This is a genomic window from Vibrio penaeicida (assembly GCF_030689305.1).
GTDB classification, from domain to species: Bacteria; Pseudomonadota; Gammaproteobacteria; order Enterobacterales; family Vibrionaceae; genus Vibrio; species Vibrio penaeicida_B.
The window spans coordinates 269,039-294,501 of record NZ_JAUYVM010000006.1 but is presented as its reverse complement, the minus strand read 5'-3'; the positions used below and the strand labels follow the sequence as shown (position 1 = coordinate 294,501).

Here is a 25,463-nt window from a genome sequence, read left to right as displayed (position 1 = left end):
GTTAGTGGTGTGGACGATAAACGGTGTTCTTCACAAGGTGGGTTTACTCTTATAGAGCTCGTGGTAGTCATTGTTCTTTTGGGTATAATCTCTACATACGCTGCCAGCAAGTATGTAGGCGTTTCAGGCTTCTCTTCTTTCGCTGCTCAAGAACAATCCATCTCTATTATTCGGCAAATTCAGCTTGGTCGAATGCAATCCAATTTACCTTCTCTTGATTACTCTGGCGATCAAAGCCAATACCGATTGGTGGTTTCTGGCAATTGTTTAGGTTCTGGCACTGGGTGCACAGCAGATAATCGAAGCAATTATGTCTTCATTGAAGATCAAACCTTTTCTTTTACACCTGCAAGTATGATCGTCGAGTTTGATCTGTTAGGTGTTCCAGCGTGTATTTCTGGTTGCACCACGCCTGTTGCTGGGGGCAATATTTCTATTGGCATTTCCAACGGCGTAGAGTCTGCTCAAGTTTGCATTAACAGCGAAGGATTTGTCTATGGCTGTTAAACAACGTGGCTTTACACTGGTTGAAAGCATTATCGCCATTATTGTTTTAGGCATTTCTATGTCGGTTCTGCTCTCCATTCTTTTTCCCCGTATTCAAAACTCCGCGCATTCACAATATGAAGTTCGAGCGTCTATTTTGGCTCAAAGTATCATGACCGAAATTTTAGCGAGAGGGTTTGATCATGAGAGCGATCCGAATGGCAGCATCATTCGGTGCGATGAAACTGGGGCTCCAACTTGTACGGTAACGTTAGGTCCCGAAACTGGAGAAACGACGGCTACGTTTAATGATGTTGATGATTACATCGGGTGTTGGCATACCAATAACAACGCATCGGATTGTGTACTGAATGCACGTGGTAGCCTGAATGACATTTTTGGCTCTGACATCGCTAATGACTACCCAAATTTTAGAACTGAAGTTGCCGTCGTATACGTTCCGAGCAGTGACCTTGGTTTTGCTGACTCTCTACATAGATATAAACGAATTACCTTAACGGTTATTGCAGGGCAGTATGGAGAGTTTCAATTCAGTGCTTATAAGGGGAACTACTAATGAAAAAATTAGGGTTCACTTTGATGGAAATGATCGTCACGATACTGATCGTCTCTATCATGTTTTTAGGCATTGCTGGATTCGTTAAGATTGGCGCTCAAGGTTATGCTGATACGACTCGAAGGCAGGCTCTGCACAATCAAGCGCGATTTGTTATTGAAAAAATGTCCCGTGAAATAAGACATGCCGTACCCAATAGTTTGGCGACTTCAAGTGGCGGCTCGTGCGTATCCTTCTATCCAATTCGATATTCTGGCTTTTACCAGATAATTGATTCGATAAGCGGTGGCACAGATACGTTGCAGTTTATTGTGGGCAATGATGGTTTTACCCAGACGGACATGAATACTGCAATTAGCGCCGGAGCCCGCTTGGTGATTAATCCAAGTCAAATATCGGATTTGGTCGATCCTTCTTCTGCCTCAGTGTTGTTAACTGGGGTCAGTTTAAGCGGTGCAATCTACAGCCTTTCTGCGTCTTTTTCGAGTAACTCAATTGCCAATCGACACTATATTTACATACCTTCAGAGCAAGTTGAGTACTGTGTGAATGCTGGAACAGGTCAAATAACTCGAGATGCTGGAACCGTCGTTCAAGTAGGCGAGAATGCAACCAGTGCGGCATTCGCTGTTGATGGAATGTCATTACAGCGTGGTGGCTTAGTCCACATGGATATTCTATTCGAAAGCGATGGCGAGCAAAGTCACTACAATCATGATGTGCAGGTGCTTAATGTCCCATAAAAAGAACCAGACAGGCAGCGTGTTGATTATTGCCATTTTTGTTATTGTTGTGATGGGTATGCTGGGGCTAACTTTAGTTCGTTTGGAGTGGTCAAACCAAGATACTCTGACTCGTGAGGTGCTTGGCACGCAAGCGTGGTTTTTGGCACATTCTGGCAATGAGTGGGGTTTAACCTACATGTACCCACTAAATGAAAGCGCGGGGACACCTCAGTTAACCTCTCGTTGCACGAGTTTAAATACCGCTGCAAACGCAGCTGAAGATGCATTGCGCATAAATTCTAACGTTCCGTGCTCTTCATTAAATATCACCTGTGCTCAAAGTGGGTCGGGTGATTTAACATTCTATAGAATCAGTTCCGTTGCGGTATGTGGCGGAAGCAATACCTTCGAAGTTAGCCGAGAACAGGAAGTTTGGGCTAAAGCCATGGAATAGACCTCATGATGTTGAATGCTTTTCGCTTGGTTCAAGCCAAGTGGTCTTTGTTTCTGCTTTTTATCCTATTTCCGCTTCATTCTATAGCAGCGACAGATGTGCTGAATGGAGCGAGCGTTAATGCGAACGATGGGTTTTGCTTTGTTTTTAATATGGACTCAGATGGCAGTAATCGAGCTCGTTTAGAAGGGACTCGATTTTATCCATTTTGGACGGATGACAATACATACCAACGTTACAGTCCATTTGTCTATGAGTCGCGGCATGTTACCGATCCTCAAGTGCGACAGTACAAAGTTCAGTTTATTCCTGATCAAAACAATCAAAATAGCATTAGGGGGACGGTAAAGTACTTTGTTGATGGTTTTAAAGAAAAAGAGCAGGCAAACTTTAACTTGACGACGGCTGTTGGCGTTTCAGCGAACAACCCTTTTTTGAATCTCCGCGTACTGGGAAATCAATTTTCTGCAAATAATTTTCGTATTTCTAAGGGGCGAAATTGCCCTTCTTTCCCCCGTGTAAAAATGGGCTATGACGATGCCCAGTATGAGTTTGGTCGTTTACAAGGTGCCAATTGTAAAAATGGATGCAGCATCCGATTTACAAAACAATATCGAACGGAGCCATTGGTATTTTTGATGCCAACTGTCGCTTCAACTAATGCCGATAATGATAAGCCAGCTACGCTATCCATTACTTCAATAACAAAGCAGTCCGTCAGCCTTATTCAGGAAACAGCCCCCACTGCTGCTGAATACAATGGTATGAATGAAGTACTGATGGATTCAATAAGCTATATGGTGATTGAGCCGGGTACAGCGACATTTGTGAGTCGAAACGACGATGACGACGATGATGATAACAAAGCGCATAAAGTAGTAGCAGGTTATGTTTACACACAAGCGTACCGCGGTGATCAAACCAGCAGTTTACCCAATAAAGTGAAAGTGCGTTATTCCTCCTTTTCAAATGCAACATTTGATGAACCAATTGCGTTAGCGCAAATCAACTCTCCAACCAATCGGTGGATGACCGCGGGCATTAAAAACGTTAAAGACGATTCTATAGATTTGTTTTTAGAGCTAACTCGAGTGAATCGAAATACCCCTGTTACAAATACTGAGAAGATTGCTTTTCTGGTGAGTAATGAAGGGGAAGGTATTGCCAATGGTGTTCATTACGAGTTTGGAAAAGTCGAGGTGAATGAGCACAGTGGGAATACCCCGATACAAGATGCCTGTAATGACCTAGAAGAACTCGAACATGGCTATAATTCAGAGCCAGGTATCATTGCTAATAAACAAAGACGAAGTGGTAGCCATGGCGGGTGGCTGCGGCGTTGTAAATTGTCCGGTGAGAGTGACTCCAGTGACGATGATGACGAAGATGGTGATTACGAAGTGAGTTTTGTTATTGATGAAGATCTTTCGGAGTCTGGGTCAAAATCTAAGCGTTCACATACTGAGGAAGAGGTCGGATATTTTGCTTTTGGTCAGCAACATATACCAACTCCAAGATTTAATGTTTGCACACTGTTCCCATCTGCTGCTCAAGGGTGGAAAGAAGGTCGTAACAGTCAAATTGCCATGTCCAATAATGCTTCTATTTTAAATGCTCGATTGATCAATGGTCAGCGTACAGTTGGTTTCTCATCTGCTAGCTTTAACAACCAATCAAATTGCGATGGCGGTACTTGCGCCAACGATGCCAACTATCAGGTTTCTATGGATAAACTGCCTGATTTTTCACTCAATACGTCGATCCCTAATATTTGGGATGAAACGGTCACGCTGTCGCCTCTGCGATCAAAGACACTGAATATCGGGCGTTCCAATGTGACTCTTCAATCGGGTCATTACTATTTTGAAAATCTTGATATCAACAGTGGTTCAACAATTAACATTCAAGGGAAGGTGGTACTGCATGTTCAGAAATTGACACTTTCTAACGACTCCAAATTTAATAATATGGGTAACCCTGATCACCTATTTATTGTGGGGTACAATCCGGAAAAGAGTGGTGGTTCTTGCCCCGCTGGTGGCTGTGTTATTAGTTTGACTAAAAACGACAAACTAAAAGGGCTTATTTACAGTGAAGCGACGGTTAGTTTGTCCAATAGTGTTCATATCTATGGCGCTGTTACCGCACTGAATTTGAACATGTCGAATAGTGCTAAAATTACGGGTGAAAGCCAATGTTTTTCAGAACCTGAGTTAGTGATTACACCCGCTGTTGCCACTGGGCTTGCCTGTGATGGGATCCCTGTAACGTTTAAATTAGTGGATAAAGCCACAAAGCAGCTGCTTAATAACTATTCGGGCACACTTAGCGTAGATATTCCTAATAATGCCGCGGGGCAATCTTGTTGGCTTTCCGATTCTGACCCTGTTCGTTGTACGACACCTTTCCGCCATGAATTTGTAGCGGGGCAAGATGCGATTGTGACAAAAACATTGTCGAGTACCTCTTTATCTCCTGTCCATATTCAAGGGACGTTACTCCAGAATACCAATGTGTCGGCGGATGCCGGACCATATCAATTTGTTCCGTATGGTTTTAAAGTTACCGATGAAAACCGAGTCGACGACAATAAAGGGCAAGTCGCAAGTCGTCCCTTTAGTGTTAAAGTGTCTGCGGTCGCATCAAGTGCAGCGAACCCTAGGCAATGTCAAACGATTGAAGACTATACTGGCACGCAATCGTTGAACATGTCCTATGAGCTGATTGCTCCATCACCTATCAATAACAACAATTCTCTTATTGTCCACAATACTGTCATTCCGAAAGGAAGCGATCCCCTTGCTGGAGAAACGATACCCAATATTCAGTTTGATAAGGGTATTGCAGTCTTAAATAGTGTTTATTCGTCAGCTGGTCAGTTCAAGCTCCATGTGGCAGATGCTAAATGGCAACCATCACAGGACAGTTTAACTTCGTGGTCAGGTTTAGCAGGAAGTGCCACCATAAGCAGTCGCCCCTTCACACTGTCTATTTGTCATGCTCCAAACGGGGGGGCTTATCAGTTGTTTCCTTCTGGTACCGCAAGTGGGGGTGATCAAATTACTGGCTCAGGTAATTTTGTGGATTCGCGATTAAGAGCCTTACGCTGGTATTCCAGCGCTGATACTAATAATGATGGTGTGCCTGATAGCGGTTACATGGATCCGCAATTGTGTTTTGAGGACAGTGTGACCGGTTTTGAAGTCTCTGCTGAAGTGTATTTTGACCTTCATACCCCTTCCTTAGGGCACAAAGGAATGCTTGAGATGGCGAATCAGATAAGCAACTCAAGTAACAGATATTTACCTATATCCGTGAACTTCAATGAATGGGGGCTTTCTGATCAAAGCTTTAGATGGTCTGAAGTTGGCAGTATTCAGATGTGGGTTGAAAAGCACAACTATTTAAACGGCATGTCTGTACCCTTTATTAAGCACCCGATTGGTCGCTTTTACCCATCTCATTTCTCTCTTGAAAAAGCAGAGTTTACCTACCCCACAGGGCAGAATAATTTTGTTTACATGAACCAACCTTTCGAAGGTGTAGAGTTTGAAGTGAAAGCGTTGTCATCTATGACTGAAGGGAATACACCTCTCTCTACGCTAAATTATGGAGCACATTACAGCCAACAGTTAAAAGCCTCTTTCTCTTTAGTGGGAGAATTTGCAGACAGGCTTTCTGTTAAAGACTCCGACCTCGGAAATGAGTTGTGGGGCAGCGATGCAGTGTGGCGATTCAATCCATCAGATGATGTCACTTGGTCACGTTTAATGGTGAGCAGTACTCAAACTTATCCGGATAAATTGTTTAATTACTCCGGAATTTTAACGGGGCTTGATTCAACCGCGACAGAGATAGACCTCGAAATTAGTGGCGTGGATCCTGTGAGTTTCTCCGCTAACACGGGTGAAGAACATATACGTTTACCTCAGCAGCCAGACGTTCGATACGGTCGAATGATATTGGAAGATCTGGGTACACAATCGAATGGACGAGTCTCGGTACCGATGCTTACGGAATTTTGGAGTGGCGAAGAATTTGTTGTTAATAATGATGACAGCAAAAGTAGTTTCGTCGGAAATCAATTCTGCCGTCAAACAATATGGAATAGCGTGGGCAGTGAGCTTTCAACGGCGAGTTTCAATGAATCTGGCAGAGTATCGCATGGTAAGGCGGATGAGCTAATTGCGAAACAAAATGCCACTATAAGAGAGCAAGTACGCTTATGGTTAAGAATTGGTACTGGGCAGATAGGAAAAGTAAACCCAACGGATAACAACATAGAATGTTGGAGCTCTTCAGGAAATCAAGATTGGTTGAAATACAATTGGAGAGGAGTTGGGGATGAAATACCTTCGGCAGTGATCACTTTTGGAACTTACCGTGGAAATGACCGGATCATTTATCGGGGAGAGCCAAGAATTACCGGGCGATAAAACTGACGTTTTCACCGCTTAACACTAAAAATGAGGGCTTAAGTAAAGAATCTGCAAGAAAAAGCGAGATTCAGCCCATGTTTACATGTCAATGCCTTGCTGATAACGCAAGGCATTGGTACATTTAGTGCAATTTTATGTCTTCTTAATGCTTGCAGGATGAACGAAGAATATGTTTAAAAAACTTCGTGGCATGTTTTCAAACGATCTCTCTATCGATTTAGGTACAGCCAATACTCTTATCTACGTAAAAGGTCAGGGCATTGTCCTTGACGAACCTTCCGTTGTGGCCATTCGACAAGACCGCGCTGGTACCGCAAAAAGTGTCGCAGCTGTAGGGCACGAAGCGAAACAAATGCTGGGTCGTACTCCGGGCAATATTTCAGCAATCCGTCCTATGAAAGATGGTGTTATCGCTGATTTTTACGTTACTGAAAAAATGCTTCAGCACTTTATAAAACAGGTGCATGACAACAGCGTTTTGAAACCAAGCCCTCGCGTTTTGGTTTGTGTACCGTGTGGCTCTACTCAAGTTGAGCGCCGAGCCATCCGTGAATCTGCTCTGGGAGCGGGCGCACGAGAAGTTTATCTGATTGATGAGCCAATGGCGGCAGCAATTGGTGCTGGCTTACGCGTGTCAGAGCCAACAGGTTCAATGGTTGTCGATATCGGCGGTGGTACAACAGAGGTTGCTGTTATCTCACTTAACGGTGTGGTCTACTCCTCTTCTGTTCGTATTGGTGGGGACCGATTCGACGAAGCGGTTATCAATTACGTTCGTCGAAACTACGGCAGCTTGATTGGTGAAGCGACAGCAGAAAAAATTAAGCACGAAATCGGTTCCGCTTACCCTGGCGATGAAGTAGAAGAAATCGAAGTGCGCGGTCGCAATTTAGCAGAAGGTGTACCACGCAGCTTCACACTGAATTCCAACGAGATCCTTGAAGCACTTCAAGAGCCTCTAACTGGTATAGTTTCTGCTGTTATGGTTGCACTTGAACAGTGCCCGCCGGAATTGGCCTCTGACATTTCTGAAAATGGTATGGTTCTTACTGGTGGTGGTGCGCTGCTGAAAGATTTGGACCGTCTTCTGACAGAAGAAACAGGTATTCCTGTGGTTGTTGCAGAAGAACCCCTGACTTGTGTTGCTCGTGGTGGCGGTAAAGCGCTAGAAATGATCGACGTACATGGCGGCGATCTGTTTAGCGAAGAGTAAGCCTTGCTGCTTTTAACTTCGGGTAAACAGCGATGAAACCGATATTTGGCAGGGGACCGTCCCTGCAACTGCGTCTGTTTTTTGCGGTCATACTATCAGCCAGCCTTATGCTGGCTGATAGTCGTTTAGACACATTTTCCAGCGTACGTTATTTCTTAAACAGCTCCGTTGCGCCAATCCAATATTTGGCGAATTTACCTCGTACCATGTTTGATGGCATGTACGAGCGAATGAACACGCGCGAAACCTTACTCACTTCCAACCAAGCGTTGAAACGAGAAGTTCTTCGGCTCAAAAGTAATTTGACCCTTCTAGATCAGTACCGTGAAGAAAACCAACGGTTAAGAAAATTACTAGGCTCTCCTTTTATTCGCGATGAAAGAAAGGTGGTGACGGAAGTAATGGCTGTGGATTCTTCACCTTATCGTCACCAAGTGGTGATCGATAAAGGTCAAATTGATGGGGTGTATGTCGGCCAGCCGGTTATCAACGAGAAAGGTATTGTTGGTCAAGTAACCTTTGTTGCCGCTCACAATAGCCGTGTCTTATTGATTACCGATACCAACAGTTCCATTCCCGTACAAGTGGTGCGAAATGATATTCGTGTTATTGCCTCGGGTAACGGGAGCATCAATACCATTCAGCTTGAACATATTCCAAGCAGTACGGAAATTGAAGAGGGTGACTTACTGGTCACTTCTGGTCTGGGGGATCGCTACCCTGAAGGCTATCCTGTTGGTTACGTCACAACGGTTGAGCGAGACAATCGACGCCCGTTTGCGTCGATCACAGCTGAGCCTGTAGTGGCATTTGACCGATTACGTTATCTGCTATTGGTTTGGCCAAGTGAAAATAGGCAAGATACTCAACCAGTGGATAATGAAAATACCAGTGAATCTGTCAGTGAGGTGAGTGATGGCGAATAGTGTTCTAAAAGGGCGCATGGTCATTTGGGCGACTTTCCTTATTGCCTTGGTTTTTCAATCCATTCCTTGGCCGGGGATGTTTGAAATATTCCGCCCTGCATGGTTATTACTCATCGTGTTTTACTGGGTGCTGGCTTTGCCACACCGAGTTAATGTAGGGACAGCGTTAGTACTTGGGTTGATTTGGGATCTGCTACTGGGTTCCACCCTAGGTATACGTGGCATGATGATGTCAATCACCGTTTACTTAGTGGCCATGAACTTCCTTGTTTTACGAAACATGGCACTGTGGCAGCAAGCCATTATTATTGGTGCATTGACGGCATTGGCTGAATTATTGGAGTTCTTTGGTGAATACCTCATTCAGGACGTCACGTTTAACCCATTGTCACTGTGGGCTGCGGTAGTGAACTGTATTTTGTGGCCATGGATATTCCTTTTACTGCGTCGAGTGAGACGCCATTGGCATATTCGGTAATTGATAAGGAAAAAGGTATGTCCCAGACAGAGCGCAGGTTAACCTTAGCTTCTAGCTCACCAAGACGAAAAGAATTGCTTGGTAAACTGGGCTACCCGTTTGACACGGTTTCTCCAGATATCTTAGAAGAAAAAAGCGAAAGTGAGTCCGTTTCCCAATATGTGGTACGACTTGCGAAAGAAAAAGCGCAAGCCGGTCTATTGATGACCGAGCAAGCAGATATTGTTATTGGCTCTGACACTATTGTCGTCATTGATGGTGAAGCGCTAGAGAAACCAGAAAATTTTGAATGCTCACGAACTATGTTGAGCTGCTTGTCAGGACGCAGTCATCAGGTGCTAACCGCCGTGACTGTATTAGACAAAACTCGCAGCGAGTCTGTACTTGTTGAAACAAACGTATGGTTTAAATCCCTGTCAGAACAAGAAATAACAAGTTACTGGGAAACAGGCGAACCGTGCGATAAAGCTGGCAGTTATGGAATTCAGGGGATTGGTGGGAAGTTTATTTCTCGCATTGAAGGGAGTTACCATGCCGTTATGGGGCTACCATTGATGGAAACTGACCAGCTCTTGCACAAGTTTTTCTAATTTAATTTGAGGCACACGAATGAGTGCAGAGTTGTTGATAAACGTTACTCCGAGCGAAACTCGGGTAGCGATGATTGTAGGTGGAATACTACAAGAAGTTCACATTGAACGAGAGTCGAAAAGAGGCATAGTCGGTAATATTTACAAAGGTCGTGTGAGCCGAGTATTACCGGGAATGCAAGCCGCCTTTGTCGATATTGGTTTGGAAAAAGCCGCTTTCCTCCATGCTTCTGATATCGTTCCACATACAGAATGTGTTGCTGAAAATGAAAAGCAGCAATTCCAAGTCAGAGATATATCTGAGCTGGTTCGCCAAGGGCAAGATATTGTCGTGCAGGTCGTAAAAGATCCGCTTGGCACAAAAGGTGCTCGCCTTACGACAGACATTACGCTTCCTTCCCGTTATTTAGTTTTTATGCCAGGCGCAAGCCACGTAGGTGTATCTCAACGTATCGAAAGCGAAGATGAACGCGAACGATTGAAAAAAACGGTCTCCAGCTATTGCGATGAGCACGGTGGGTTTATCATCCGTACCGCTGCGGAAGGGGCGGATGAACAAGAATTATCTCAAGATGCCGCTTTCCTAAAACGCTTATGGATGAAAGTCATCGAGCGCCGAAAGAAATACAAAACTCGTTCAACGCTATACGGTGAACTGGGGTTAGCACAGAGAATTTTACGGGATTTCGTCGGAACAGAACTCGATAGTATTCAAGTCGATTCAAGGCTGGTGTACGAAAACCTTAGAGAATTCGTATCGGAATTCGTGCCAGAGTTGCATGAAAAACTGAAGCTTTACGAAGGCGATAAACCTATTTTCGATATGTACGATACCGAGAATGAGATTCAACGTTCTTTAGACAGAAAAGTTGAGCTTAAGTCGGGTGGTTACCTTATTATCGATCAGACAGAGGCGATGACAACAGTCGATATCAACACCGGTGCTTTTGTTGGTCGTCGAAATTTGGAAGAAACCATATTCAATACGAATGTTGAAGCGACTCAAGCTATTGCCCGCCAGCTTAGGCTGCGCAATCTTGGGGGCATCATTATTATCGATTTCATTGACATGATGTCAGATGAACACCGTAAGCGAGTGATCACTTCACTGGAATTGGCGCTTGCTCACGACAGAGTTAAAACGAACATCAACGGATTCACACAGCTGGGTTTAGTTGAAATGACACGTAAGCGAACTCGCGAAAGTATTGAACATGTTCTGTGTTCCGAGTGTCCAACCTGTAAAGGTCGTGGTTCAGTGAAAACGGTCGAGTCGGTGTGCTATGAGATCCTGCGTGAAGTGACTCGTGTAAACCGCGCTTACGATGCTGATAAGTTCGTTGTGTATGCGTCTCCTGCCGTTTCAGATACCCTGACCGGCGAAGAGTCACATGCATTGGCAGAGCTTGAAGTCTTTATTGGAAAAGAAGTAAAAATTCAACCTGAACCACTGTATGTCCAGGAACAATTTGATGTCGTTATGATGTAAATGGAGCAACAGTGAAGTTTCTGCCATCTCTACTTTGGCGTACGCTCATTTGGAGTTTAGTAACCGTAATGGTGATCCTAGCGATCACCGTTACTGTTTTGCGTGTCTCTCTTCCTCGCTTAGACAAGTATCAAGCCGATATCGAAACGTGGGTTTCTCAGTCCACTGGAATAGAATTCCAAAGTGAAAAGGTCAGTGGATATTGGAAAAACACTCACCCTTTCATTGCATTAGAAAACCTGCAAGCCATTCTTCCCGATGAAGAAAAAACCCAAATTCTCATTCGAGAAGCCGAAATAGAGTTGGACGTTTTTGCTTCTCTCCGCCACCTAACACCTGTCGTGTCGACGTTACGTGTAGATGGGTTGAGTCTAGATGTTCAGCACATCAAATGGTTGAAAGAGGGCAATAAAGCCATAGGAAAACCTGAAGTACCTTCCCCTTCATCTGAAAGTGTTTTAAACGATATTGAACACTTGCTTCTGCGCCAATTGAACGACTTTTCTATTGCTAATTCCAACGTGACTTACCAGACGTTTACCGGAGATATAAAAACGTTAGAAATTGAGCATTTAAAGTGGCAGAACTTCGGAGAACGGCATCGCGCTGATGGCGTTATTGGTATTGCGGATAACGACATAAACAGCTTAACGGTGAAAGCTGACTTTATTGAGTCGGGAGACTTGTCTCGAATCAGTGGTGATTTCTTTGTTAGCGCTGAAAATCTTCAAGTGACGCCTTGGCTCACGAAATACTTGAAAGATAAAGTGGGCATTGCTCAGGGACACGCGAGCTTTAATTCTTGGATTACGTTGGACAAAGGCCAGCCTAAAAATGCTTACTTAGAAATTCTGCCAAGCGAAATCAGTTGGAATAAAGAAGCGCAGCATAGCTTAATGCTGGAACACGGTATTGTCAGTATGGCGCCGTCAGGCTCAGGTTGGCAAGTGAATGCCCACTCACTACGACTCCGAACGAATGATACACCCTGGCCTTTGTTGGATGCAGCATTTAAATTTAACAAAGAAAACTGGCAGTTAAATGTATCTGAATTGAATGTTGCAACCTTAACACCATTTGTTCATTTGATGCCTGAGTCGGATAAGCTTAACCAGTGGCTGGATACCGTTCAGCTCGGAGGCAGAGTAGAAGATATTCGTGTTTCTATGGGGGAAGACCTATCAAGCATGCGCTTTTCTGCCAACCTAGAAGATGGAGCCATGCAACAGTGGGAGCTGCTACCTGAGTTGCATCACCTCAGTGCCCAATTGTCTGGTTCGATCGATCAGATCAATGCTCGTGTTTCTCTTATTGATGATGAATTGCCTTATGGTGATGTATTTCAAGCCCCGCTTAAAATTCGCCAAGCGCAAGTGGACATCACATGGAAAGATCTGGGGGATTGGGGGTGGAGCTTATGGGCTGACAAAGTCACAGCAGCAACACCTGACCTCCAAGTGTTAGGTGCCTTTAAATTAGATTTCCCCAAAGAGAAAAGTCCATTCCTTTCTTTTTACGCTGAAGCTGATGCCTTCAACGCAGGTGAAACATGGCGCTATCTTCCAACTCTGGCGTTAGGTACGGAATTGACGGATTACCTATCAACGGCAATTCAAGCAGGTAAAGCGAGCACATCTAAGTTACTTTGGTATGGCAGCTTGGATCGATTCCCATACTCTAACAATGACGGCATGTTCCAAGCATTGGTAAATTTAAAGCAGTCACAGTTTAGTTTTGACACGGCGTGGCCACCGCTTAAGAAACTTCAACTTGATTTGTTATTCCAAAACGAAGCCATGTTTATGGATTCTCGAAGCGCGACACTCATGGATGTGAAGGCTAGTCGAATTACAGGAAGAATCCCGTCTTTGTCGGAAAATGGTCATATAGAAATTGAAGCCACAGCAAAAGGCAAAGGCGACGCCGTTCGTGATTACATGATGGCCACACCTTTGGTTGATTCTGTTGGTGCCGCTTTAACTGCCGTTCAAGTAAAAGGTTTGGTTGATGCGGATTTTCAGCTAAAGATTCCTTTTGATGGAAGCGATACTCGAGCTTGGGGTTGGGCAAAACTGCCGGACAATCAAGTTAATATAAAAACGCCATCAATGACGTTAAGTAATGCCTCTGGTCTCATTGAATTTGATAATGACGTGGTTCGATCGTCTGGTCTATCTGCAGAACTCTTGGGGCAGCCCGTTTCTTTAGACTTTCTTGGGCAAACTCAGAGTAAGAACTACAATGTGAACATCGATGTTCTTGGAGATTGGGATGTACAACCATTAGTTCCCTATGTCGGCGAAACGTGGTTGAAGCGTGTTCAAGGTCATGCGCCGTGGAGCATGGACGTTGATTTGCAAATCAACGATGTCGGCTTTACTTATCAAGTTGATGTGAAAGCGGAAACTCAATTTATTGCCAGCCAATATCCAGAACCTCTCGGCAAAGCATTGGGTGAGAAAGGCAGTGCTAGGTTACAAGCCTCCGGTAACCAAGAAACCATTTCTGCACGCCTACAGCTTCCTGAATTTAAATATCAGGCTGAAATTGATATTAGCAATGAAAGACCCGAATTCGGAGCCTCTCACCTAGTGGTCGGGCGTGGCGCATTCCGAGTCAGCCCTGTTGTTGGTCACAGTGCCGTTGTGCGCCGCGATAACTTCGATCTCGACCAATGGTTGGAACTCTTTTTGGGGCCTGTTACCGGACCTCAACCTTTGGTCAGCGAACTTGATGTACCTAAAATCCCAGTCCCAGAAAGCGTTAAGGTGGAAAGTAAAGCGCTGATGTTAGCTGGGGTGGAATGGCATGATTTAAACTTTAGCGCTCGCAAGAAGAGCCTTGGTTGGAAGATGGAAGTAGAGGGGGCTGAGATATCAGGTCAAGCAAGCTATCTTGAACCGTATGATTTAACGGTTTCACTGGATAGGCTGCAACTTTATATTCCAGGTTTAGATGAATCAACGGATCCTGAGCCGCTCGCTTTGGATGATGAAAAGCCCCAACCTTTGATTCGACCTTTTGACCGAGTATTTCATGATGCGGTACCAAACCTAACGCTGGCAATAGACGACTTTTGGTTACAAGGTTACAAGATCGGAAAGGTCAATGTGGACTTCTTAAGGCAAGGCGATCGTCTTGAATGGAAGAATATTTCCTTCTCAAGTGGCGACAATAAGTTTAAGGCTTCCGGTTGGTGGATGCTCAAAGAGAACCAAAGTCGATCTAAATTTAAAATGTCGATGTCTGGTAAAAACAATACGGAAGTGATGGAACGTTTCGGTATTACATCCGGCATTCAGAAGGCGCCATTTGATGTAAAGACGGATCTAGAATGGAATGGGTCACCTTGGTTGCCTCAAATGACCTCTATGAATGGAGCCATCTCCTCAAAGCTCGGGAAAGGTGTCATTTCCGATGTGAGTGGTGCGGCGCGTCTTCTGGGGCTATTCAGCTTAGATTCTATTATTCGTAAAATGCAGCTCGATTTCAGTGATGTGTTTGATAAGGGTATGGCGTTCAATAGCATTACAGGTTCTGGTGAAGTGAAGAACGGTATTTTTGTCACCAATGACATTAAAATGGATGCTGTGGCAGGGCGTATGTCGATTAAAGGCTTAGCAAACCTAGAAACACAAATCGTGGATGCTGAAGTAGAGTTTGTGCCCGATCTAACATCCGGTATTCCCGTTATTACCGCGTTTGCCGTAGCACCACAAACGGCTATTGTCGTTTTTGCCATTACCACGGCGTTATCCCCAGTCGTTGAAGTTATTACCAAGGTAAACTATGCCGTGCAAGGGGCGCTGGATAATCCAAGTGTAACGGAGATTTCAAGAAGCAAAGGTGAATATACGGTGCCCAAAAACACCACTCAAAACTAAGTGGGTAGCTTGAAATTTGAGGTCTAAGGAGAAGGACATGCGAGTAGGACTGATTCAAATGACGTCAAATGCTTTGCCTCAGCATAACTTAAAGGTTATTGAGCAAGGCATTGAATCTTTGGTCGAACAAGGGGCAGAGCTTATTTCCACCCCGGAAAATGCACTTGTATTTGGCGGTCGAGATGAGTATCACACCGTTGCCGAAAAGCTTGGTGAGGGTTTGCTTCAACAGGCTTTTCAAAACTTAGCTCAAACCTATGGTATCTGGCTTCATATTGGCAGTTTTCCAATTCAACAAGCCAAAGGTGTCACGACAACGTCATTACTTTATAGTCCACAAGGTGAATGCGTTGCCCACTACGACAAACTTCACCTATTTGATGTGGACGTCGCAGACAAACAGGGGAGCTATCGCGAATCCGATACCTTTGCCTACGGCAACAAGATTTCGCTAGTTGATACGCCCTCTGCTACACTTGGTCTAACAATTTGTTATGACTTAAGATTTCCTTCTCTATTTAGCGAACTTAGAAGCCAAGGTGCGGATATTATATTTGTGCCAGCCGCATTCACTGCCGTCACCGGTCAGGCGCACTGGAAAATTCTGTTAAGAGCGAGAGCTATTGAAACTCAGTGCTTTATCATTGCAGTAAACCAAGGCGGAACACATGCATGTGGGCGTGAAACTTGGGGTCACTCAATGGTGGTAAGCCCTTGGGGTGAAGTCATCGCTTCATTGGAACAAGAATCAGGAACATTATTGGTAGAGCTGGATTTAGATCAGCTTGCCTCAATCAGAAAGAATATGCCGTTGATAGAGCACAATCGCTTTAGCAACGTAATGAAGAAAGAGCCGATCAAATGACAATAAATCAAATTGAACAAGAATTACTGGCACCTACGGGTCTCACTGAGAAAGATCTTGCTGAGACATTAGGTCTGATTGCCAGCCGAGACGTAGATTATGCGGATCTGTACTTTCAGTCGAGCTGGCATGAATCTTTGGTTCTGGAAGACAGTATTATTAAAGATGGCTCTTTTAATATTGACCGTGGTGTGGGTGTTCGTGCTATCACCGGAGAGAAAACGGGTTTTGCTTACTCCGATCAAATCGACCTTAACGGGTTAAAGCAAAGTGCCATTGCCGCTCGCGGTATCGCATCTCAAGGTCAAACGGGTTCAGTTAAAGCGTTCTCTCGCAGTCAGGCTCCAGAATTCTACCGTTCAGTTAATCCGCTAGAAAGTTTGCAGAAGCAGCAAAAAATAGAATTATTGAAGCAGCTCGATGCGTACATTCGTACTAAAGAACCTTTGATACAAGAAGTTTCTGTAAGCATCAGTGGCGTCTATGAGCAGATGCTGGTCGCCGCAACAGATGGTACTTATGCTGGGGATATTCGACCTCTTGTTCGATTGTCTATCAGCGTATTGGCGAAGAAAGGCGATCGCCGAGAGCGTGGCAGTTCTGGCGGCGGTGGCCGATATGGCTATGAATTCTTCTTGCAAGAAGAAGGCGGTCGAAAGCGTGCTTTTGATTTTGCGGATGAAGCCATTCGCCAAGCTATGGTTAACTTAGAAGCGGACGCAGCTCCTGCTGGTACCATGCCCGTTGTTTTGGGTGCCGGTTGGCCTGGCGTTTTATTGCATGAAGCGGTTGGTCATGGATTAGAGGGTGATTTTAACCGAAAAGCGTCCTCTGTGTTTTCAGGTAAAGTGGGTGAACAAGTCACATCAAAACATTGCACCATTGTTGATGATGGAACCTTACCGGACTTGCGTGGTTCATTGAATGTTGATGACGAAGGTGTCGCAGGAAAATACAACACTCTTATTGAGCATGGTGTGTTAAAAGGCTACATGCAAGATAAGCACAACGCCCATTTAATGGGAGTTGCACCAACAGGTAATGGTCGTCGTGAATCATACGCGCACCTTCCAATGCCTCGTATGACCAATACTTACATGCTGGCTGGCGAACATTCTCCTGAAGAAATTATTTCTACGGTGAAGAACGGTCTTTACGCTCCTAACTTTGGTGGGGGACAAGTAGATATTACTTCGGGTAAATTTGTATTTTCAACATCAGAAGCGTATTTGATTGAAGACGGTAAGGTTACTCGACCTGTTAAAGGTGCAACGCTTATTGGTTCAGGCATCGAAGCGATGCAGCAGGTATCGATGGTAGGTAATGATCTTGCCTTAGACCGTGGCGTTGGTGTCTGTGGTAAAGCTGGACAAAGCGTGCCAGTGGGTGTCGGCCAACCTACATTGAAGCTAGACTCTATCACTGTTGGCGGTACAGAGTAAGTTACTTAACCTAAACTCGGGATAGCAGCTTACTTTGTTTGCTGTGACCTAATTGCAGAAATAAACCAGTTAGATATAAAAAAGCTGCCTAGGCAGCTTTTTTTGTGTTTCTACTCTGTCTCTTCGAAAAGCTCTTTTAGAGTTTGGAAAATCTCTCTAGAGGATTTTGGTGGTTTGTTATTTTGTTTTTCCCTCTTCGCCTGACGAGAAAGCTGACGTAAGCGCTGTCTGTCGGCTGATGGGAATCGCTCTAACACTTCCGCAATCGCGCTATCGCCTTCTTCTACGACGCGATCTCTCAACTGTTCCAATTTATGCAATTCCGCAGTGGCTTGGGAGTGCTTGTTGCGAACTTTGTCCAGCGCGGCTTGAATAGGCTCTGGATCCTCTGTACGCATCAGTTTTCCAATGTACTGAAGCTGACGACGTTTGGCTTCATTTTTGAAACGTTGCGCGTCTGCGATGGCGTCTCTCAGATCTTCACTGAGTGGAAATTTTTCCAATACCGCCGGTTTTAGTTCCACTAGTTCTTCACCTAGCTTCTGCAGTTCTTCCATATCCTGCTTCATCTCGGATTTACTTACCCAGATGATTTCTTCTTCCTCTTCCCACGGCGCTTTTTGGTTTTTACGTGCCATTTCTGTCTGCCTACTTCGATATCAGTGTTCAATTATCGCTTATTTTAACAAGAATTATGGGGCGAAAGCGAAAACCTTGTTATCCTTAATCAATAATCCCTTAAACAACAGTTATTTCGGTATGGACGTAAAAGCGCAAATCGCACAACAAAAGTTGGAATTAGAGGAAGCTGTCAGCAAAGCATTGGAAATTGCGACAGGAACGGCAGACGCTGCTGAAGTTGCTATTAGCAAAAGTACCGGTATCAGCGTATCAACTCGCATGTGTGAAGTTGAAAATGTCGAATTTAATAGTGACGGTGCTTTAGGTATCACTGTTTATCGTGGTCAGCGTAAAGGCAGTGCCTCGACTTCTGATCTGAGTGAAAAAGCAATTCAACAGACAGTGATGGCAGCACTTGATATCGCAAACTACACATCTGAAGATCCTTATGCGGGTCCTGCACCGAAAGAATTGATGGTTAAGGAAGTCCCTGATTTGGATCTTTTCCACCCAGACGAACCGGAACCAGATCAAGCGGCTAAGCTCGCTATTGCAGCCGAAGAAGCGGCACTCAGTTACAGTGACAAAATCAAGCAGAGTGACGGCGCAAGCTACGATAGCCATTATGGCTTAAAAGTGTATGGCAACAGCCACGGTTTACTGGCGAGTTATGCTTCTAGCCGACACAGCATGAGCTGTTGTGTGATTGGTGTGGGTGAAAATGGCGATATGGAGCGTGATTACAACTACACTGTTTCACGCCGCAAAGAAGATTTATGGTCACCTGAAACGGTTGGCTTAAAAGCGGCTGAAAAGACCATAAGCCGTTTAGATGCACAGCGTTTGCCAACTGGGAAAATGCCAGTTATGTTTGCCGCGGATGTCGCAACTGGTTTGATCGGTCATCTCGTAATGGCTATCAGTGGCGGGAATCTTTACAGAAAATCTTCATTCTTGCTGGACAAGCTCGGCGATCAGATTCTGCCATCTTGGTTTAACATTCACGAAAAGCCACATATGCTCCGCGGCTTAGCTTCAAGCCCATTTGATAACGAAGGCGTCTTCACTCAAGACAAGCAAATCATTACAGATGGTGTACTGTCGACCTACCTGCTAACGAGCTATGCAGCGCGTAAGATGAACATGACACCAACGGGTCACGCTGGTGGTATTCATAACTGGTTTGTAGAATCAACTGGTCAAAGCTTTGAATCAATGCTTAAAGAGTTAGGTACGGGGTTCTTAGTCACAGAGCTAATGGGGCAGGGGGTGAACTCTGTAACGGGTGATTATTCTCGTGGCGCAGCTGGTTTTTATGTTGAAAACGGGGAAATAAAATACCCAGTGTCAGAAGTCACAATTGCTGGAAACCTCGTGGATATGTATCAGCAAATTGTTGCCGTGGGTAGCGATGTAGAAACGCGTTCTCAGATTCAAACAGGGTCTATTTTAATTGAATCCATGAAGATCGCAGGCGAGTAGAAACATACGACTCAAGTGAAAAGAACCACAATTTCAAATGTGCCTTAATGCTTATGAAAAATGCCAATAGACTTATTGGCGTTTTTTGCTTTCACCTTTGTCTCTGCTTCTATTGCTCCTCACAAAAATGAATGTATATGATATAATCCCTGCCCTTTTTACTGACGTTTTGTACAGTAAAATGCTTTAATCTTGTCATAACCAATACCAAATGAGTACATCAATGAAATTAACGGTCGCTTCTTTTTTCAGCGGAGCTGGTGGCTTAGATCTTGGCTTTGAAAAAGCGGGATTCCACATCCCTTTTGCTAACGAGTACGATAAGCAGATTTGGGATACGTATGAGCATAATCACCCTACGACGGAGTTAGATCGCCGAAGCATCGTTAATATCGCGAGTGAAGATGTACCTGACTGTGATGGCATTATTGGTGGTCCACCATGCCAGAGTTGGAGTGAAGCGGGTAGTAAGCGTGGGATTGAAGATCACCGAGGACAGCTGTTTTACGAGTTTATTCGTATCCTTACGGACAAAAGGCCGAAGTTCTTTCTGGCAGAAAATGTGAGTGGCATGCTGGCTCCAAGGCATAAGCAAGCGCTCGAAAACATAAAAGAAACCTTTCGTGAAGCTGGATACGACCTCCACTTTAAACTGCTCAATGCTGCCGATTACGATGTCCCCCAAGATAGAAAGCGAGTGATATTTATCGGTTTTCGCTCTGATCTTAATATCGATTATCATTTTCCTGAACCACACGAATATAAGCCAAGTTTAAAAGATTGTCTGAAAGATTTAGACGGATTAGCCGTCCCTGCTATAGCAAAGTCCAAGCCTAATCCTGAAGCAGCGGTCCCCAATCATGAATACATGACGGGAGGCTTTTCAAGCATGTTTATGAGCCGAAACCGAGTTCGTACTTGGGATGAGCCCTCATTTACGATTCAAGCAGGTGGACGCCATGCACCGCTGCATCCTAGTGCACCGAAAATGCAGAAAGTCGAAACCGATAAATTTGTTTTTGTAGATGGGCATGAATATCGCCGTTTAAGTGTTCGAGAATGTGCTCGAATCCAAGGTTTTCCGGACAGTTTTGAATTTCTTTACAAGGATCTTGGGGCGGGCTACAAAATGATTGGCAATGCCGTGGCGGTGAATTTTGCCGCGGCTGTTGCTGAAAGTATTAAAGGTGCGCTGGCTAAATCAGGGGCGATTGGGAAATCTCAAGCTGCGTAATCATGACGTTCCCTTGCTTTTCATTGTCTAACGGCTCCGGCTAGATTCCAACCTTTTGGTGCCATCTAAACAAAACCTCAGTTTCTTACCGAATACTGAGGTTTTTTTATTTCAGTGGTTATTTCTTGGTGGGAATGTCGATATTAAAGGTTCTCAAATTTTGGATTAGACGATTGTGGTTTAATCCATTAGGTGCAACGAGTTCGAAGGTGCCTAATTTTGTTAGATCTTTCAGGGTTTCGACTTTTGTCATCTTACTCAAGCGTTTTGTCGGACGAAATTGAGTATAAGTACACTTCCCTCGGTTACTTCTTTCTGTTTTGGGATTAATTGGGCGGTAAACGACCTTAAAATTACGGCTTAGTGTTTGTATTACTTCATTATTTATTGGTTCAAGCTTCTGTATAAGGTCGAGTAAGTTACCGGGGATTTTATTGTTCACTAATAGGCAGTTGGCAACTGAATTTCCTTTACCTACTCCTGCTACGATCTTCACGATATCTTGATAGTCAAAGACTTGGGTAAACTCTCGAGCGGTTTTTCCAGAGCGTTTACCAAAGCAAATACTGACACCAACGAAGAAGGAAGCGGAGGGGATTTTTGCCCACTCTTTCGCCCACTGAGTGCAATCTTTGGTCAGCTTATTAAAAGCTCTGACGCCAAAATCTTCAATGATTCGATTATGCGAATACCAATTGCCAAAGTAATGTGCGCTGCTCATTTTTGCTGAAATCTTGATAGGGGAGCCATCTGACAGTTTTATGAGGATATCTGTCTTACCGCCAATCGCACCTTGAGCTTGAACAGAAGTGACTTTGGATCCAGGTTTTACACCGATCTCTCTCATCCATGCTGGTATGTCATTGGGTAGCGTGTCTCCAATGTTTACACTCGCAGCAACGTCTTTTTCAAATTTATCGGTTTTCTTAGACATGTTTTCCCTACGACCATCATCAGCAATTTTGAAAGATGGGTATTATGCACTCATGTGATTAACGCGTGTGGGTTGTGGCTCAGTTATTGCCATATTTGCGAGCAACTAAAATAATTCAGGCAATTGATAACAAGCTGATTTTCTTGAGTGAGGACTGGCGGGAGATTAGCTTCTGAATAGTGGTATCGTGAGGCGAATTGATTGGACAAGCATCCCTGACGTCACGCCGAATTTTTTGAAATTCTAAAACGACGAAATATCGTTAAAATCGTGGCTTTTGAATAGTGGTATCGTGAGGCGGATTGATTGGACAGGCATCCCTGACGTCACGCCGAATTTATTGAGATTCTAAAACGACGAAAGGTCGCTAAAAATAGCGACCTTTCTAAATAATGGTATCGTGAGGCGGATTGATTGGACAGGCATCCCTGACGTCACGCCGAATTTTTTGAGATTCTAAAACGACGAAAGGTCGCTAAAAATAGCGACCTTTCTAAATAATGGTACCGGTGGGCGGACTTGAACCGCCACGCCCGAAGGCAACGGATTTTGAATCCGTCGTGTATACCAATTTCACCACACCGGCATCTTTTGGAGCTATTGCCCTTTCGATGATTGGCATTATACGGATGACTTTAGCGTGTGCAAGAGTTAAATCTTTAAAAACCATTCGTTTGGCGATTATTTCAGCACAAGTGCTCGTGCTGTGCGCTAAGTCACTTCCAAATTCTGGTACTAGTTTATATTCTGTCGCTTTCCAACAATTACCCATGTGAGAACTATGTCTTTTCAAACGAAACCTGCAGGATTGCTTCGAAGGCTAGGCGCATTGATGTACGACGCCCTTATTATACTCGCCATAGAAATGATGGCAGGGGGGCTAGTGATTGCGGTTCTTTTTGCTTTTAACGCGGCGGGTTTAATGAATTATGGTAGCTATGCCGACGCCAGCGATTTACTCACCAACCACCCTGTATGGAGTGCTATGTACACGGCGTATCTCGCTACTGTATGGATTGGGTTTATTGTGTTCTTCTGGACAAAAGCGGGACAGACTTTAGGCATGCGAGCATGGAAGCTACGTGTACAAAACGAAGATGGGTCATCCATCTCTTTAACTCAAGCGCTCATACGAGTCGCAACCTCTGGTTTTGGCTTAGCAAACCTTACAGTGCCATTTGATCCCAAGAAGCGGGCCTTTCATGACATTTGGGCGAAAACACAAGTGGTTGTTCTGCCGAAAGCAAATTAACTCAAAGGGTCTTGAAAAGGAGGATGCCCCTCCTTTTCTATTTGTTAGTGGGTGTTTACACTTTTCGCCGCATCAATAAAATAGCGATGCTCATAAATACGATACTGGGGACCAGTGCACCTACAGGGGCAGGGAGTTTATAGAGTAAACTGACGTTACTGAAGGTTTCGGCAAAAATGTAGAAGCCAAATCCCGCAATAACACCGGATAAGATTCTCGCTCCCATGGTCACGCTTCGAAGTGGACCAAACACAAAGGACATGGCCACAAACATCATGACTCCGACCGATATGGGCTGTGTAGCTTTACGCCAGAAAGCTAAGTCATAGCGGCTCGCATCTTGCTCAGAATCTTTTAGGTAGGTTACGTAACTCCATAGTTCAGTTAGGGGCAGTTCTTCCGGTTGAACGGTTACAACGGCTAGCTTGTCTGGGGTTAATGTGGTTGTCCAACTCTGCTGTGCAATTTTTTCTTTTGATATTTCAACGTCATTATCAAAGCTGGTTTTGACGACATCTTTAACTTCCCAAGTGCGATCAGAGGCGTAGTTGGCTTCCTTTGCAAACATGGTGTGAGCTAATTTCTTATCCTCATCAAAGAACCAAACGTTAACACCTTGCAGTTGCTCCCCATTTACTCGCCCTACATAGATGAAGTTGCCACCATCTTTCGCCCATACGCCACTTCGTACAGACACGATGTTGCCCCCCGATACCGCGAATGTCCGTAATTCTCTCGCCATTTTTTGGGTGGCAGGGGCGCCCCATTCACCAAGCATCATTACAATGACCATGATAGGAATGGCTGTTTTAAGTACCGAGAAACCGATATCTAGCTTAGAGTAACCAGATGCCTGCATGACTACTAATTCGGAACTCGCTGCTAACATTCCAAGACCAATCAGAGCACCCAGTAATACAGCCATTGGAAAAAACAATTCCACATCACGAGGCAGAGCCAACATTACGTAATAGAAAGCGAGTAATGCATCGTAGCTGCCTTCGCCGACAGCCCTAAGCTGTTCAACATATTTGATGATGGCGGATAAACCGACCAAAGTCGTCAGAGTTAAAGCGGTGGTCGAGATGATAGTTCGACCAATGTACCAATCGAGGATCTTAAACACGCTTTACGCCACCTTTCTTCTGAAATTTTCTTTTAACTGTCGCACGAAAGTGCTGTCCATACTATTGAGTAAGATACCCAAAAGAAGCGTTACACCATTTATCGACCACAGCCCAATTGACGCCGGTAAACTGCCTTCTTCAATGGCAGATTTTCCAGAACTCAGCAGCAGGAAGTAGGTCAGGTAAATGAGTACCGCTGGTGCCATTTTCGCAAAACGACCTTGGCGAGGATTTACTGCAGAAAGCGGAATAACAATCATTGTAAGCAGAGGAATACAAACGATAAGAGAAATTCGCCATTGAAGTTCAGCTTGAGATCGTTTGTCGTCTGAGTTGATAAGATCAAGCGTTGGCGTGGCCATTAAGCTTAATGAACGTTGTGTAGGCGCTCTTTGTCCTATTAAGGCTTCATACTCTTTGTAATCGGTTATCATGTAATCGAGACGAGTCGGAATGCCTTCGTATCTTTTACCATCATAAAGTGTAAGAACTTGGCGACCATCAGATAGCTCTTGCATCTTTCCTGTGTCTGCAAACATGACACTTGGGCGGATAGAATCTCTTGGTATTAACTGAGCAATAAAGACGTTTTTTAACTCTTTATTTTCAATATCATCGACAAAGACGACGGCAGAACCATCGGGAGAGGCTTGAAATTGCCCTTTTTGCAGCAGGTCGATACTGTTATCCGATTCGATTTCCGAGAATATTTGGGTTATTTGTTGCTGGCTCCAAGAGGATAACCACAAAGAGTTAAATGCCGCTAAAGCTCCTGTGATTACCGCTAAGCTCAGTGCCGCCTGAATCAAGAATTTATTCCCGATTCCGGTCGCGTTCATTACGGTAATCTCACTTTCAGCGTACAACCGCCCGAAAGTCAGTAAGATCCCAAGATATAAACTTAAAGGCAGCATTAACATTCCCATTGTGGGCATGTTCAAACCGACCAGTGTTAAGATCAAACGAGCGGGTACATCGCCATCAGAGGCGTTAGACAGTACTCGAATGAATTCTTGGCTAAGAAAGATCAAAAACAGGACTAAAAATACCGCAAATTGAGTCTTGATTGTCTCGCGGATCAAATATCTAACAATAATCACGCTGAAATCACCTATAGAAAACTTGTTTTTTTAATTGAATCACTATAATTTCTCGTTGAATCTTTTATTTTTAAATCTTTGGCTAATTGTTAGTCAACATAATGGGCTTAGCGTTCCAACGTGAATATTTTAAGCTAAGTGACCA

20 protein-coding genes and 1 tRNA gene are annotated in these 25,463 nt (G+C 44.4%); 16 read left to right on the top strand and 5 right to left on the bottom strand.

Annotated features, from left to right (window positions below; translation table 11 throughout):
• The first annotated feature begins 9 nt into the window (after positions 1-9).
• From Q8W40_RS12420 to tldD, 13 genes are all read left to right on the top strand, one after another.
• Positions 10-507 (top strand): type II secretion system protein, encoded by a 498-nt coding sequence (locus tag Q8W40_RS12420; protein WP_305397438.1) that lies wholly within the window; start codon positions 10-12, stop codon positions 505-507.
• Positions 497-1,063 (top strand): prepilin-type N-terminal cleavage/methylation domain-containing protein, encoded by a 567-nt coding sequence (locus Q8W40_RS12415; protein ID WP_305397437.1) that lies wholly within the window; start codon positions 497-499, stop codon positions 1,061-1,063. Before Q8W40_RS12420 ends, Q8W40_RS12415 begins: the two co-directional genes overlap by 11 nt.
• Positions 1,063-1,806 (top strand): PulJ/GspJ family protein, encoded by a 744-nt coding sequence (locus tag Q8W40_RS12410; protein ID WP_305397435.1) that lies wholly within the window; start codon positions 1,063-1,065, stop codon positions 1,804-1,806. Before Q8W40_RS12415 ends, Q8W40_RS12410 begins: the two co-directional genes overlap by 1 nt.
• A complete protein-coding gene (locus Q8W40_RS12405; RefSeq protein ID WP_305397434.1) occupies positions 1,796-2,242 on the top strand; it encodes a hypothetical protein in 447 nt (148 codons plus the stop codon). Before Q8W40_RS12410 ends, Q8W40_RS12405 begins: the two co-directional genes overlap by 11 nt.
• Before the next feature lie 5 nt (positions 2,243-2,247).
• Positions 2,248-6,678 (top strand): DUF6701 domain-containing protein, encoded by a 4,431-nt coding sequence (locus Q8W40_RS12400; RefSeq protein WP_305397432.1) that lies wholly within the window; start codon positions 2,248-2,250, stop codon positions 6,676-6,678.
• A 172-nt stretch (positions 6,679-6,850) separates the two neighbouring features.
• Positions 6,851-7,894 (top strand): rod shape-determining protein, encoded by a 1,044-nt coding sequence (locus Q8W40_RS12395; RefSeq protein ID WP_101113396.1) that lies wholly within the window; start codon positions 6,851-6,853, stop codon positions 7,892-7,894.
• Positions 7,895-7,926: 32 nt separating this feature from the next.
• Positions 7,927-8,820, top strand: a complete 894-nt coding sequence (gene mreC / locus Q8W40_RS12390; RefSeq protein ID WP_305397431.1) for a rod shape-determining protein MreC — start codon at positions 7,927-7,929, stop codon at positions 8,818-8,820.
• Positions 8,810-9,298, top strand: coding sequence for a rod shape-determining protein MreD (mreD, locus tag Q8W40_RS12385; protein ID WP_104400047.1), 489 nt, complete (start codon positions 8,810-8,812; stop codon positions 9,296-9,298). The genes mreC and mreD overlap by 11 nt, the downstream gene beginning before the upstream one ends.
• 17 nt (positions 9,299-9,315) lie before the next feature.
• Complete coding sequence (locus Q8W40_RS12380; RefSeq protein WP_305397430.1) at positions 9,316-9,888, top strand: Maf family protein; 573 nt, start codon at positions 9,316-9,318, stop codon at positions 9,886-9,888.
• 19 nt (positions 9,889-9,907) lie between these two features.
• Entirely contained in the window at positions 9,908-11,377 is a 1,470-nt protein-coding gene (rng, locus tag Q8W40_RS12375; RefSeq protein ID WP_101113392.1) for a ribonuclease G, read from the top strand.
• Between the two features lie 11 nt (positions 11,378-11,388).
• The gene (locus tag Q8W40_RS12370; RefSeq protein WP_305397429.1) at positions 11,389-15,261 is read left to right on the top strand and encodes a YhdP family protein; all 3,873 of its coding nucleotides are present in this window, start codon (positions 11,389-11,391) and stop codon (positions 15,259-15,261) included.
• A gap of 37 nt (positions 15,262-15,298) precedes the next feature.
• The gene (locus Q8W40_RS12365; protein ID WP_305397428.1) at positions 15,299-16,126 is read left to right on the top strand and encodes a carbon-nitrogen hydrolase family protein; all 828 of its coding nucleotides are present in this window, start codon (positions 15,299-15,301) and stop codon (positions 16,124-16,126) included.
• Complete coding sequence (tldD, locus tag Q8W40_RS12360; RefSeq protein WP_305397427.1) at positions 16,123-17,568, top strand: metalloprotease TldD; 1,446 nt, start codon at positions 16,123-16,125, stop codon at positions 17,566-17,568. The genes Q8W40_RS12365 and tldD overlap by 4 nt, the downstream gene beginning before the upstream one ends.
• A 110-nt stretch (positions 17,569-17,678) precedes the next feature.
• On the opposite strand, the gene yjgA is transcribed toward tldD, so the two are convergent.
• Positions 17,679-18,206 carry a ribosome biogenesis factor YjgA gene (gene yjgA, locus Q8W40_RS12355; protein ID WP_305397426.1) on the bottom strand — a complete coding sequence of 176 codons (528 nt, stop codon included), beginning with the start codon at positions 18,204-18,206 and terminating at the stop codon, positions 17,679-17,681.
• A 121-nt stretch (positions 18,207-18,327) separates the two neighbouring features.
• On the opposite strand from yjgA, the gene pmbA reads away from it, so the two are divergent.
• Positions 18,328-19,671, top strand: a complete 1,344-nt coding sequence (gene pmbA / locus Q8W40_RS12350; protein WP_305397424.1) for a metalloprotease PmbA — start codon at positions 18,328-18,330, stop codon at positions 19,669-19,671.
• 223 nt (positions 19,672-19,894) lie between these two features.
• Positions 19,895-20,905, top strand: a complete 1,011-nt coding sequence (locus tag Q8W40_RS12345; RefSeq protein ID WP_305397422.1) for a DNA cytosine methyltransferase — start codon at positions 19,895-19,897, stop codon at positions 20,903-20,905.
• Positions 20,906-21,023: 118 nt separating this feature from the next.
• Here Q8W40_RS12345 and Q8W40_RS12340 read toward each other — a convergent pair whose 3' ends face one another.
• Positions 21,024-21,839 (bottom strand): hypothetical protein, encoded by an 816-nt coding sequence (locus Q8W40_RS12340; protein WP_305397420.1) that lies wholly within the window; start codon positions 21,837-21,839, stop codon positions 21,024-21,026.
• Positions 21,840-22,340: 501 nt separating this feature from the next.
• Positions 22,341-22,425: transfer RNA gene (locus tag Q8W40_RS12335), tRNA-Leu, on the bottom strand.
• 195 nt (positions 22,426-22,620) lie between these two features.
• Between Q8W40_RS12335 and Q8W40_RS12330 the strand changes: the two genes are divergently transcribed.
• A complete protein-coding gene (locus Q8W40_RS12330) occupies positions 22,621-23,091 on the top strand; it encodes an RDD family protein (protein WP_305397419.1) in 471 nt (156 codons plus the stop codon).
• Between the two features lie 55 nt (positions 23,092-23,146).
• On the opposite strand, the gene lptG is transcribed toward Q8W40_RS12330, so the two are convergent.
• Positions 23,147-24,217, bottom strand: coding sequence for an LPS export ABC transporter permease LptG (lptG, locus tag Q8W40_RS12325; RefSeq protein WP_305397417.1), 1,071 nt, complete (start codon positions 24,215-24,217; stop codon positions 23,147-23,149).
• Between the two features lie 3 nt (positions 24,218-24,220).
• A complete protein-coding gene (gene lptF / locus Q8W40_RS12320; RefSeq protein WP_305397416.1) occupies positions 24,221-25,318 on the bottom strand; it encodes an LPS export ABC transporter permease LptF in 1,098 nt (365 codons plus the stop codon).
• Positions 25,319-25,463 lie beyond the last annotated feature (145 nt).